This window comes from Haloferax marisrubri (genome assembly GCF_001469875.2).
In the GTDB taxonomy this organism is placed as follows: Archaea; Halobacteriota; Halobacteria; order Halobacteriales; family Haloferacaceae; genus Haloferax; species Haloferax marisrubri.
Genome location: NZ_LOPW02000003.1, coordinates 20,106 through 31,849, shown reverse-complemented (window position 1 = coordinate 31,849; position 11,744 = coordinate 20,106). Strand labels below are relative to the sequence as shown.

The 11,744-nt window shown below is 68.8% G+C and carries 12 protein-coding genes; 6 read left to right on the top strand and 6 right to left on the bottom strand.

Annotated features, from left to right (window positions below; all coding sequences use genetic code 11):
• The 3 genes from AUR65_RS01620 to AUR65_RS01610 all read right to left on the bottom strand — a co-directional run.
• The coding region (locus AUR65_RS01620) for a nucleotide-binding protein (RefSeq protein WP_449405007.1) at positions 1 to 239 on the bottom strand (239 nt) is incomplete at its 3' end.
• A 64-nt stretch (positions 240 to 303) separates the two neighbouring features.
• Entirely contained in the window at positions 304 to 678 is a 375-nt protein-coding gene (locus tag AUR65_RS01615; RefSeq protein ID WP_058567703.1) for a YlbF family regulator, read from the bottom strand.
• Positions 679 to 758: 80 nt separating this feature from the next.
• A complete protein-coding gene (locus tag AUR65_RS01610) occupies positions 759 to 1,412 on the bottom strand; it encodes an alpha/beta hydrolase (RefSeq protein WP_058567702.1) in 654 nt (217 codons plus the stop codon).
• 164 nt (positions 1,413 to 1,576) lie between these two features.
• Between AUR65_RS01610 and dph2 the strand changes: the two genes are divergently transcribed.
• From dph2 to AUR65_RS01595, 3 genes are all read left to right on the top strand, one after another.
• Entirely contained in the window at positions 1,577 to 2,611 is a 1,035-nt protein-coding gene (gene dph2 / locus AUR65_RS01605; protein ID WP_058567701.1) for a diphthamide biosynthesis enzyme Dph2, read from the top strand.
• Between the two features lie 183 nt (positions 2,612 to 2,794).
• Positions 2,795 to 3,355: a hypothetical protein gene (locus AUR65_RS01600; RefSeq protein WP_058567700.1), complete on the top strand. Its 561-nt coding sequence runs from the start codon at positions 2,795 to 2,797 to the stop codon at positions 3,353 to 3,355.
• A gap of 80 nt (positions 3,356 to 3,435) precedes the next feature.
• Entirely contained in the window at positions 3,436 to 5,040 is a 1,605-nt protein-coding gene (locus tag AUR65_RS01595) for a hypothetical protein (RefSeq protein ID WP_058567699.1), read from the top strand.
• 18 nt (positions 5,041 to 5,058) lie between these two features.
• Here the strand turns inward: AUR65_RS01595 and AUR65_RS01590 are convergent, their stop codons facing one another.
• Positions 5,059 to 5,508, bottom strand: coding sequence for a TIGR00725 family protein (locus AUR65_RS01590; protein WP_058567698.1), 450 nt, complete (start codon positions 5,506 to 5,508; stop codon positions 5,059 to 5,061).
• A gap of 510 nt (positions 5,509 to 6,018) precedes the next feature.
• On the opposite strand from AUR65_RS01590, the gene AUR65_RS01580 reads away from it, so the two are divergent.
• The 3 genes from AUR65_RS01580 to AUR65_RS01570 all read left to right on the top strand — a co-directional run bounded on the left by AUR65_RS01580 (position 6,019) and on the right by AUR65_RS01570 (position 9,993).
• Positions 6,019 to 6,852: an MBL fold metallo-hydrolase gene (locus AUR65_RS01580; protein ID WP_058567696.1), complete on the top strand. Its 834-nt coding sequence runs from the start codon at positions 6,019 to 6,021 to the stop codon at positions 6,850 to 6,852.
• 156 nt (positions 6,853 to 7,008) lie between these two features.
• Positions 7,009 to 9,021 carry a hypothetical protein gene (locus tag AUR65_RS01575; RefSeq protein WP_058567695.1) on the top strand — a complete coding sequence of 671 codons (2,013 nt, stop codon included), beginning with the start codon at positions 7,009 to 7,011 and terminating at the stop codon, positions 9,019 to 9,021.
• A gap of 75 nt (positions 9,022 to 9,096) precedes the next feature.
• Positions 9,097 to 9,993 (top strand): hypothetical protein, encoded by an 897-nt coding sequence (locus AUR65_RS01570; protein WP_058567694.1) that lies wholly within the window; start codon positions 9,097 to 9,099, stop codon positions 9,991 to 9,993.
• Between the two features lie 8 nt (positions 9,994 to 10,001).
• Here AUR65_RS01570 and AUR65_RS01565 read toward each other — a convergent pair whose 3' ends face one another.
• Together AUR65_RS01565 and AUR65_RS01560 are read right to left on the bottom strand one after the other, a co-directional pair.
• Entirely contained in the window at positions 10,002 to 10,961 is a 960-nt protein-coding gene (locus tag AUR65_RS01565; protein ID WP_058567693.1) for an META domain-containing protein, read from the bottom strand.
• 42 nt (positions 10,962 to 11,003) lie between these two features.
• The gene (locus AUR65_RS01560) at positions 11,004 to 11,618 is read right to left on the bottom strand and encodes an ArsR/SmtB family transcription factor (RefSeq protein WP_058567692.1); all 615 of its coding nucleotides are present in this window, start codon (positions 11,616 to 11,618) and stop codon (positions 11,004 to 11,006) included.
• Positions 11,619 to 11,744 lie beyond the last annotated feature (126 nt).

Sequence of the window (11,744 nt, the reverse complement as noted above, 5' to 3'; positions counted from 1 at the left end):
CCGGCGGGTGCCGGAAGCACGGAGACGGTCGGGTCGGTCGGATGCGCTCGGACCGACGGCTCGCCCGCGGGACCGTCCGCGGCGGCGTCGCCCGGGCGTTCCACGCCGGCCATCGCGTGGAGGTTCGGCATGTCCCTGTCGGCGTCGACGGCGAGCACCGGGCCGTCGAGCGCGCTCGCCAGTCCGAGGGTCGTGGTGGTCTTGCCGCTGCCGCCCTTGCCGCCCGCGATTGCCAACATAGCCGGGGTTGCCCCCGGCCTGGTACTTGAACCTGCGGCGAAAACGAGTCGCGTCGAGCCGAGCTCAGTCGTTACAGCAACCGCCGGCCTCGCCGCCGAAGTCGACCGAAAGCGGCTCCGAGATGGCCTCGTTAATCTTCTCTAACTCACCGACGAGTTCGGCCTGCGCGAGGAGATACTCCTCCATGACGGGTTCGGAGTGAAGCTCCTCCTGTGCCGCCTGGACTTTCTGGAGCCCTTCTTGGGTCGCTTCGCCCATCTGACGGGCCACGTTGAACTCCTCGCGGAGCTGGTTGAACTCCGTGATGAGTTCCTGCACGTCGTCGTCGGCTTCGACGGCGGCCTTCGCCTCCTCGTAGGCTTCGTACTTCGGATGGTCGGCGATGGCTTCGCCGAGTTCGCGCCCGAGTTCTTCGAGCCGCGTCGTCTGCGTGCTCATAGCCGCGCGTTGGGGTGCGAGCGGTTTCAACCTGCCGAACGGGGAAGGAGAGACGTCGAGCGGTCGCCCCCGCTGAGGGTTCAGACGCGGGCTTCGACGAACGCGACCACGTCCTGCAGTTCGTCCGGGCTGACGCCGTGGGGCGCGCCGTAGAGATTTGCGGTCACGTCAGCGCCGAGGTCGCGGAGGCGCTCGGCGGCGCGTTCGACCCGCGAGGACGGGATGATTTGGTCCATCGACCCGCCGCCGACGAACACCGGCTTGCCGGCGATGCCGTCGGGGTCGAGGTCGGCGTGGGAGTCCGCGAGGTAGCCGTGGAGCGCGACGACCCACGCGTAGTCGTCGGGGTCGTCGAGGAGGAGCGACAGGCTGGTAATCGCGCCCTGACTGAAGCCGAGGAGGCCGATTCGGTCGGGGTCGATGTCGTACGCCTCGACTGCGCCGGCGACGGCCTCGCGGACGAGGTTCCGCGAGCGCTCGAACTGCTCCGCGTGGGGCTGGCTCTGATGGAGGCCGCCCTCCGAGAGGTCGAGTTCGTACCACGTGTAGCCGCCCTGCAGGCGGTCGGGCGCGCGGAGGCTCACGACGTGGACGTGGTCGGGGAACTCCTGTGCGATAGACAGGAGGTCCTGTTCGTTCGAGCCGCGGCCGTGGAGCAGCACGACGGCGGGAGCCGGTCCGTCGCCCGGTTCCGACGGTTCGACGTGGACGTGTTCGAGGGGGATGTCGGACATGGACAGCGGTAAGCCGCCGCGAGTCTTGAATCCCCGAGTGACGAGAGGGTAACCGGGTGACGCCGTCGCCGACTCCGAACCCCGTTCCGTGTGCGTGCGGGTGTGTGACGCCCATTCGTGGGGAAGCGCGGTGGTTAAACGGCTCCGTCCGTAACGATGGGGCAATGAGCCAGGACGCCTCCTCGGAGGGAGACCTTCGAAACACCGGGATGTCGCTGAAGCACGACCGGGAGTGGGACTACGAACTCGAACGAATCGTCGAAGCCGTCAACGAGCGCGACGCCAAGCGCGTCGGCCTCCAGTTCCCCGAGGGGCTGAAGCGCCGCGGCCCGGCCGTCGCCGACGACCTCCGACAGCTCTGCGACGACGACGTGACGTTCATGCTCTCCGGTCAGCCGTGTTACGGCGCGTGCGACCTCGACACCTATCTCATGCGGCGGACCGACGTGTTCGTCCACTTCGGCCACTCGCCGATGAAGGAGTCGGACAAAATCATCTACGTCCCGCTGTTCTCCAACGTCGACCCGTTCCCCATCATGGAGGACGCGCTCGACGACATCGAGGGCGACGAGGTCGGCCTCGTCACCACCGCCCAGCACATGAACCGCTTCGAGGACATGTGCGACTGGCTCGAAGAGCGCGGCTACACCGTCCAGACCCGCAAGGGCGACGACCGCCTCACGTACGAGGGACAGGTCCTCGGCTGTAACTACGCCTCCGCGGACATCCCGGCGGACGACGTGCTCTACGTCGGCGGCGGCAAGTTCCACCCGCTCGGCCTCGCGATGGAACACCCCGACAAGAACGTCGTCATCGCCGACCCCGTCAACAACGTCGTCACCATCGCCGACACGCGGAAGTTCATGAAACAGCGCTACGCGTCGGTCCACAAGGCGATGGACGCCGAGAAGTGGGGCGTCATCTTCTGTACGAAAATCGGGCAGGGTCGCATGGAAATCGCCGAGAAGATTCTGGAGGACAACGACAACGCCTACCTCCTCACGATGGACGAGGTGACGCCGGACCGCCTCCGCAACTTCGACATGGACGCGTTCGTCAACACCGGCTGTCCGCGCATCACGACCGACGACGGCCCGCGGTTCCACAAGCCGATGCTGACGCCCCAGGAGTACCGCATCGCCGTCGGCGACGAGCCTCTCGACTCCCTCGAGTTCGACACGTTCCACGGCACCTGGTAACCCGAGACGCTCCACGACAGCCGGTCCCCCGAGACTCCCGGTGAGCGACCCGGCGCATCGTCCGCGCGACGCCGCCGCGGGTCGCGTCCTGTTTCGGTTCTCTCGTCTCGACCGCACCGATTCGTCCGATTTCCTGACAGTTCATCCAGAATACCTATACGAGTCGCCATTCGACGGACACGTATGGTCCCTCCACGAACACGAACCGCTCTCCTGAGCCTGCTCGGCGTCCTCGCGCTCGCGGGCACCGCCGCCGCGCAGAACTTCGAATCCGCACAGCAACTCTCGCCGGTGTTCCGCGCCGGCGTGAGCTTCTTGGTCGACCTCGTCGTCGGCGGCATCCTCGTCGCCGCGGCCCCGGCGTACACCAGAGACGCCATCGCCGAGATTCGGGACGACCCCGGCGGGTCGTTCCTCTGGGGTCTCGGCGTCGGCATCGGCGGCCTCATCGTCCTCGTTCTTCTCGCAATCACCATCATCGGCCTCCTCGTGGCGATTCCGGGGTTCCTCGCATTCATCCTCCTCGGCATCGTCGGCGGCGCGGTTTCGACGGTCCTCCTCGGCTCGCTCGTGACTGGCACCGCCTCCAGCGGGCCGCCCCCGCTCGGCGTCTCGGTTGCGGTCGGCGCGCTCATCGCGGCGGTCCTGTCGCTCGTCCCCATCCTCGGCGGCGTCATCCTGTTCGTCGTCGACACGCTCGGACTCGGTGTCATCGGGCGCAACCTCATCCGCTCGTGGACCTGACGCCGCGCCGGCGCTTCTGACAGGCGGCTCTCAGGTGCCACCACAACATTCAGGGTACCGGTAGCGAATGGGTCAGACAGATGCCGACGACCCACCTCTCCGTCCTCGGACTCGACGTGCAGCGGGTCGTCACCCCGCTCGAAGCAGGCGACATCGACGCCGACCGGGTTCGTCTGGTCCGCGACGAGGCCGACCCCGAGCAGGGTCGCGACCCGGACGACTGCGCGCCCGGCGCGCCGCGAGCGAGCGCCCACGCCGCGAAAGCCGTGGCCGAACGGCTCGCGGGCCGGGGGACGCTCGACGAAGCACGGCTCCCCTTCACCGCCTCCTTCGAGGAACTGTACGCCGCGACGACCGACCTGCTCCGCGAGGCCGCCGCGGACGGCGACGTGCGGGTGAATCTCGCCGGCGCGCCGCCGCAGGTCGCCGCCGCCTTCTACGCCGCGCGAACCGCCCTCGTCGACGGCGGCGAACTCGACCGCGGGACCGTCTCGCTCCTCACCATTCCCGCGACCGACCGACCCGACCTCGCCGCCATCGACGACCTCCGGACGCTCGTCGCCGACGTCGAGGCGGCGTCCGACGCGTTCGCCGAATTCCGCCGCATCGCCGACGGCTCCGCGGCCGCGGCCGTCGCCCGCCCGCTCCGTATCGCCCTGTCGGACCTGCGCGACGCGCTCGCCGAGGCCAGCGGCGAATCACGTTCGTCCCGGCCGAACTCGCGCGTCGGGCGCACCCCGGGCGCTCGCGGGGCGCGCTCCGGCGGCGACTCGCCGCTCGGCGCGATGAGTTCCTACGTCGGCCGCGCCCGCGAACAGCTCGCGGACCTCGTCGAGTCCGAGGCTCCCCGCCCGGACCCGGCGGACACGCGCGACCCGAACGCGGTCCTCGACGCGCTCGACGCGTGGCTCGACGACGAGAGCCGCCTGCTCGCGTCGGTCGAGGAAGACCCCCACGAACTGGTCGACCGCTTCCGAACGAGCTGTGAGGCGCGCTTCGGGAAGTTCGAAGACCGGGCGACCATCGAACTGTTCGCGTCGCTCGACCGCTTCGAGGCGTATCTCGACGCCTATCTCGACGCCCGGTCGCAACTCTCGGCCGCCGCCGGCCCGGTCGCCGAGCGGACGACTGAACTCACGGACCGAGCCGCCGCGGCCGCGACGAGCCTCTCCGAACTCGACGAGGCCGGCTCCGCGACGGGCGACTCGGCCCTCGAACTCGACGGGCACGCGCTCTCGCCGCTGGGCGACCTCGAAGCGGCGGTGCTGTCGGTCCTCGCCACGGGGCCGCCGCGCTCTCGCCCGCGGACGCGCCGCGCCGTCGCCGCCGAACTCCGCGAGCGCGCCGAACACCACGGCATCGTCGCCGGCGCGCGCGACGAGGAGACGTGGTCGGACTTCGACTCGTTCTGCGTGGGCGTCGCTCGCGACAGCGTGGCGGGCGACCGATTCGAAAAGCGACTCTCGAACGCGCTCGCCCCGCGGCTCGACGTGGCCGTCGAGGGACTCACCGCGAACGGGTTCGTCACGACGCGCGAGCGCGAACGCGGCCGCGACGCGCTCGAACCCACGGACGCGGGTCGGCTCTGGGCCTCCACGACCGACTGGGAGTCGTTCCGCGAGACCGTCGTCGACGACCTGCTCCGCGACTGCGTCGAACGCGACGACGGCGTCGCGGACGCGTAGCGCGGCCCGACCGCCTTTTCAGACCGCGTCTTCGATGAACGCGACCGCGGCTTCCGGCGAGTCACACGGTTCGAATCCGTCGAGCGAGCCGGCCTGTTGCGTTCTGATTCCGGCCGTCGGGCGGTCGAAGACGTTCGCGTAGCCGATTTCTGAGAGCGTCCCGCCGCCGCCGTCGATGGCGATGACGGCGTCGCCGTTCATCACGACGAGCGCGTTTCTCGCGTGGCCGAGTCCGGTGGCGACGGCGATATCGACGTAGGGGTTCGCGTCCTCGCGGTCCTCGCCCGGGAGGACGCCGATGGTCGTGCCGCCGGCGTCTTTCGCGCCGCGGCAGGCGGCCTCCATGACGCCGCCGAGGCCGCCGCAGACGACCTCGTGGCCGCGTTGTGCGAGGAGGCGACCCACGTCTTCGGCGATGGCTTCGACCGTCTCGGGGACGACGCTCCCGCCGACGACGCTCACGCGCACGGCGGGGCCTCTGTTCGGCGTTCGTCGGTGTCGGCCCGACGTTCACCGAGGTCGTGACTGTTGGCTGTGCTCATGAGGTATCGGACCGCGTCGAAGAAGATAAGTGCGGGGCCGCGTCGCCCAATCGGGCCGACAGCGGAGTGTTCGGTCGCGTCAGAACTCGTCTGTTCGCCGTGAGTCGTCGTCCAGCGGGGAAACCGCTTCCCACGCTCCACACGCGCGCATCGTCCGAGCCATCGACGAGAAGTTCGCCGTTTGTTTGTGAGAGCCTGACATGGTAATTGATGCCATGTGTGCCTACACTAAATATCTTGTCGAGGTAATACCTTATACACCACATACACCACCCAATTCTATTGCGTTCTATGGTATTTTCACGCATATTACGAGAAATCACTCCGAATTCCGGGACGCGACGGTGGTAGTGTCACGGAACGCGAGGTGGCTCTCGCGGCGCGGCGGACGCGAGAGAGCGCAACGCTTAGTCCCCCCGCGCGAGGACACGTGTCTATGACAGTCAGCGACTGGAGCGACTGGCTCCCGCGCGCGGTCGAGGCGGCCGACCCCGAGACGGTGGCCATCTGGTATCTGGGTTGCAACGGGTTCGTCATCAAGGGCAGCGAGGGGACGACGGTGTTCGTCGACCCGTACGTCGGCATCGGCGACCCGCCGCGGACGGTCCGCATGATTCCCGTCCCGTTCGACCCCGAGGACGTGACCGAGGCCGACGCGGTCCTCGCCACGCACGAGCACACGGACCACGTCCACGGCCCGAGTCAGGCCCCCATCCTCGAGAACACGGGCGCGACGTTCGTCGCCCCCGACGACTCGCTCGCGGTCGCCTACGACGACGGGGCGTGGTTCGACGACTACGACCTCTCCGACGACCAGTTCGAGGAGGTCACGGAGGGCGACACCGTCGAAATCGGCGAGTTCACGGTCCACGTCGAACCCGTCTACGACCCCGACGCGTCCCACCCGGTCGCCTACGTCTTCGAACACGAGTCGGGCACGTTCATCCACGCCGGCGACACCAAGCCCGCCGAGGAGTTCGCCGACATCGGCGAGCGCTACGACCTCGACCTCGGTATCCTCGCGTTCGGGACCATCGGCAACATCCCCGACAAGGAGACGAGCGAACCGGTCCGCACGAAGTGGTACAACGACGAGAACCAGATTATCGAGGCCGCGAGCGACCTCGACCTCGACCGCCTCGTCCCGACCCACTGGGACATGTGGAAGGGCATGACCGCCGACCCGAAGGTGCTGCACCACCACGTCAAGAGCTTCGAGGCCCCGCGCTCGCTCGAACTCGTCGAAATCGGCGACCGCGTCGACCTCTGAGGTCGCGTCCGACCTGATTTTCGCGCGGCGGCCGCCCCCGCGACGGTCGCCGCCACCGGACAGTCACCGAGTCGAAACCGTCGAATCGAGAGACTGCGGCGGGGCGGACCCGTCGCCCCCGGTTGTTTTATAATGGATGTCGGGAAAGTGGCGGCCATGAGCCGCGAGTCCGAAGGGGTTACATCGGTTTCCGACGGCGAGGTCACGGTCGAAAAGACCTTCGCCGCCGACGAGTTTCCCGTTCCCGCTATCAAGTTCGTCATCAGTTCGACGCGAGACGAGGCGACCCGAATCCGGGTCATCGACCGCATCCCGGAGTCGTTCCCGATGGAGAGCGTCGGGTTCCACCCCGAGTTCGAGAGCGACAACTGGACGGCCTACAAGGACCACCGCGTCGAGTACGAGCGGACGCTCGACCCCGGCGAGGAACTCGTAACGGTCTACGGTATCCGCATCACCGACGGCCACGACCAGACGGATTTCCTCGAAGAGCCGACGCTCGAACGCATCCCGGTCGACGGCGGCATCGACCCCGACGACATCGACGACATCCTCGGCGAGGACCGCAGTCAACTCGTTCGGGACGTACTCGCGGGGAACCGCGAACCGCTCCACGACGACGAGGAAGAAGAGGCCGACGCGGACGGAGAGGACGAAGGGGAAGTCGTCCTCGAAGAACCCGCCGCCGAATCCGACGACGCCGTGGAGGCCGAAGCGGCCGTCGAAGCCGAGGCGGCCCCCGGGGCGTCCGACGGCGCGGAAGTCCTCGACGACGAGCCGACCGACGACGACCTCGCGGCCGCCTTCGAGGGCGGAGACGGCGAGGAAGACGAGACCGACGAGACCGACGTGGCCGACGAGGTCAGCCAAGCCGACGACGACGTTCTCGACGCCGACGCGGAAGCCGACGACACCGCCGAGCCGACCGGCCCGCGCGCGGTCGCCACCGACACCGCGCCGGCCGTGACCGCGCACCTCGAACAGCCAGATGTCGATGCCGGGGTCGAGGCTGAAGTCACCGAAGACGCCGACGCCGATGCCGAAGCGGACGCCGAACCGCCGGCCGGCGCGTCGGCTGAGGACGCCGACGTCGCCGCGACCGGAAGCGCACCCGCACCTGACGCGGACAGCCTCGTCGGGGCGCTCGCCGCCGAGGTTCGGTCCGGCGCGGCCGACGAGGAGGACATCGAAGTCCTGCGCGAGGCGGTCGACGCCGAGACGCGCCGGAGCACCGACGTTCGCATCCGCCGCCTCCAGTCGCAGATGGAGGACCTCGCGGCGTACTCCGACGCGCTCGCCGAGTTCATCGACGAGGAGGGGACCGGAAGCGAACTCGTCTCCGAGTTCCGCGCCGAGATGACCGCGTTCCGCGAGGACCTCGACGCCCTCGACTCGATGGTCGACGGCGCGGTCGAGTCGGTCGACGACGCGACCTCTCGGCTCGACGCGGCCGAGGAGACCATCGCCGCGGTTGACGAGCGCTCCGACCGCGTCGCCACGCGGGTCGCGGACGCCGAGGGTCGGCTGGACGACCACGATGGCCGGCTCGAAGGCCTCGCGTCCGACCTCGAAACCGCGGACGACACGCTCGACGACTACCACGGCTGGCTCGAATCCCACAACGAGCAGTTCGAGGCCGTCGAGGGCCGACTGGACGACCACGACGGTCAGTTCGAGAACCACGACGAGCGGCTCGAAACTGCCTCTCGGAACATCGACGCCGGCTCCGCCCGCCTCGACAGCGTCGAGGAGACGCTCGCCAAGCGCGAGGAGGAACTCGTGACGGTCCGCGAGCGCCTCGACGACATCGCCGGTCGGTTAGACGAGACGGTCGACCGACTCGAAGGGGCCGAAAACAGCGCCGCCGAAGCGACCGAGCAGGCGTCGACGCTCCACGCCGAAGTCGGCGACATCCGCGAGGACATCGCCGAACTCGACGGGGACATCGTGGAGACGCGCGAGTCTCTCGACGACCGCCTCGCGGACGTTCAGTCGCGGGTCGAAGACGCCGCGGCCGACGAGGAAATCGACGCCCTGCGCGACGACATTCAGGAGCTGAACGACACCGTGGCCGAACTCGAAACCTTCCGCGAGCGCCTCGCGGGGGCCTTCGGAACCGGCATGGGCGGCGGCCCGGCCGCCGGCGACGACGACGGCGAGGCGGAGTAACCCGACCGAGCGCGCTCCCGAGAGACGCTTTCCCGAAGCGCAACCTGTTTAGCGGGCCGCCCCGACGTTCCGATGATGACAGAGACGGTGCGCGTCGCTGTTCCGCGAAAGGGTCGCCCCCTCGAAGCGGTGCTCGAACGGTTCGCCACGACCGAGAGCATCGCCGAGGTGGCGGACGAAATCACCTCGACACTCCGATACGAGAAGTCGGTCACGAAGGGCCATACCCATCCGGAACATGACGTGTACGAGCGACTCGCGGACTACAGCGACCTCTCGGACCCGGCCGCGCCGGAGTACACGCTCCTGCGCGACGACCGAGACGGCATGCCGCGGCGCATCGTCTTCGACAGCGTCGTCCTCGAAATCGACGGGGTGGATATCCATCTCGTCGGGCGCGAGGAGCCGTTCCGCGCCCTCCGGACCCACGAGTTCGGCCTCGGCTTCGACAGCGCCGACCTCGTCCTCGAAGAGGTCGTCAAGCTCCGCCCCGAGGGCCTCGGGAGCATCGAGGACGTGAACGCCCGCATCGACCCGATGGACACCGACGTGCGGGTCGTCTCCGGCCTCGGCGACACGGTCTACCACACGCTCATGGCCGACCCCGAACTCCTCCCGCCGGGCTCCGAACTCGACCGCGACTTCGTCGCCGACTACGCGGGCGACCTGTGTATCTCGCCGCGCTACGAGCGCCTCGTGGAGGCGGTCCTCGGCACGCGGTGTCTCGACGACGTGACGTTCGCGTACCCGGACGACGCGCCCGAAGAAGAGGCCGCAATCGCGGAGACCGGCCTCGGCGTCTACCTCACGATGACCGGTTCGACCGCGCGCGAACACGGCCTCGTCCTCGGCGAACACCTGTTCCCGAGCGAGACAGTCCTGATGGAGAACGTCGCCGAGGCGACGCCGGCCGCCGAAACCGTCAAGCAGGTCATCGCGTCGCCCGAGTTAGAGACCGAACTGAAGGTCTGACCGCTGACCTACGCCGACGACTCGTTTTTCGCGTCCGCGTCGCCACAGAACATCAGCGTCGAGAGCGCCCGCGCCTCGAAGCCGCCGTCGTCGGTGAGCGAGACGGTCGTGTTCGACGCGTTGCAGTCGAACTGCGATTCTTCGACGGTGACTGCCTCAGACACCTCGTCGCCCGAGTCGCTCCGGCGAGCGACGCGAAGCGTGACCTCGCGGACCTCGGTTAGCGACGCCTCGACCCGCGCGCCGGGTTCGAGGCGGTATGCGCCGCCGAAGGCGACCGCGCCCGCGGGCGTCTCGTAGGCGAACTCGACGACTTCGGCCGCATCGGTCGGGTTCGCGACGGCGAGGCTGTGGGGCTTGGTAGCCTCGGTGGGGAGCGACCCGTCGCCGAGCGCGACCGTGACCGCGTCGTCGGCCGCGACCACCCGGGGTCCGCAAGCCATCCGGGTGGACGCCCCGGAGACCGAGACACCGCCGTCACCGGGAGAGAACGCGGTCCACGAGCGGTTACAGTCGAAGTCCTCGGGACCGACCGATTCGGTCGCTGCGGCGTCCGAGTCGATGTCAGTAACCGTCACCTCGTAGTCAGCGGGGACGCGGAGCGAGACGTTCACCATCGCGTCGCGGGCGAGTTCGTAGGTCTCCGCGTGGCCTGAACCGAGTGGGCGCGAAACGTCGATACGGGCGGTCCACGGCTCGTCGGTCGGATTTTCGAGGCGGACGTGGTGCGGTTTCAGCGCCCCGTCGTCGCTGGCGGGGCCGTCGCCGACGACGGTCGTGAGGCGCTCGCCGGTCGCGACCGAGACGGCTTCGACCGGTTCGGGCGTCGGCGTCGGGTCGGGGGTCGATTCGGTCGTCGAGTTTCCGTCGTCAGCGTCGTCAGCGCCGTCGCCGGCACTCGCGATACAGCCCGTCAGCGCCGCCGCGAGGCCGGTTCCGGCCGCGGCGAGGAGGGTTCGTCGTTGCACATCTACCCCAACGCGTAGGGGTCACTTCCCCCTGTGTGTGGCTCAAACGCGCCTTTGAGTCCAGACCGTCCCGAGGCTCACGAGGACGGCGAGGACGACGCCGACGAGGAGAACGAGTCCGCCGGGACCAGCGAGGAAGGAAGCGACGAACTCCGCGACGCCCGGTTCGGGTGCGGCCCGCGCGGGCGCGGCGTACTGGACCTGCGGCCGTCGCGCGGTCCACAGCGCCTGCACGGCGACGCTTCCGACCAGCGTGACGCCCACGCCGGTGACGAGCGTCCGAAGCCCCGAGGAGAGCTTCGATTCGGTCCGTTCCGCGCCCGCGAACAGGACGACTGCGGAGCGGGTCGGGCCGTAGACGGCCATCTCACGGCCTTGTGCGGAGACCCACGTCGTCACGGGCTCTATCAACTCGGCGTCGACCAGTCGCTCGACGTGGTAGCCGACGGTCTGGAGCGTCGTGTCGAGCGCGTCGGCCAGTTCGGAGGCGGGGCGCGGGTCGTCGTAGACGGCGGCGAGGAGTCGCCTCGCGGTGGCCGACGAGAGCGCCGACAGGACCTCGTCCGCGTCGTCGTCGTCCAGTCCGACGAGAAGCGGCGTCAGGGCTCGGTCTCGAACCGATGCGGCGGCAGGTTTCAACGGGAGCAACGAACTCACGGTCTCGCCCGTCGTTCTCGCTCCGCCGATAAAGAGGCCGGTATGAGTCAAGCGTCCATTTGACCCTCTCGTCCCCCGCGTGAGAGCGTCTCTCTTGGAGTTAGTACATGCTAGCGATACGTCGAT

Bases quoted from the DNA above. Each gene is read 5' to 3' on its own strand.
- AUR65_RS01580 (WP_058567696.1), top strand. From the start codon at position 6,019: ATGACAGTCAGCGACTGGAGCGACTGGCTCCCGCGCGCGGTCGAGGCG.
- dph2 (WP_058567701.1), top strand. From the start codon at position 1,577: ATGAGCCAGGACGCCTCCTCGGAGGGAGACCTTCGAAACACCGGGATG.
- AUR65_RS01600 (WP_058567700.1), top strand. From the start codon at position 2,795: ATGGTCCCTCCACGAACACGAACCGCTCTCCTGAGCCTGCTCGGCGTC.
- AUR65_RS01570 (WP_058567694.1), top strand. From the start codon at position 9,097: ATGACAGAGACGGTGCGCGTCGCTGTTCCGCGAAAGGGTCGCCCCCTC.
- AUR65_RS01575 (WP_058567695.1), top strand. From the start codon at position 7,009: ATGAGCCGCGAGTCCGAAGGGGTTACATCGGTTTCCGACGGCGAGGTC.
- AUR65_RS01595 (WP_058567699.1), top strand. From the start codon at position 3,436: ATGCCGACGACCCACCTCTCCGTCCTCGGACTCGACGTGCAGCGGGTC.
- AUR65_RS01615 (WP_058567703.1), bottom strand. From the start codon at position 678: ATGAGCACGCAGACGACGCGGCTCGAAGAACTCGGGCGCGAACTCGGC.
- AUR65_RS01610 (WP_058567702.1), bottom strand. From the start codon at position 1,412: ATGTCCGACATCCCCCTCGAACACGTCCACGTCGAACCGTCGGAACCG.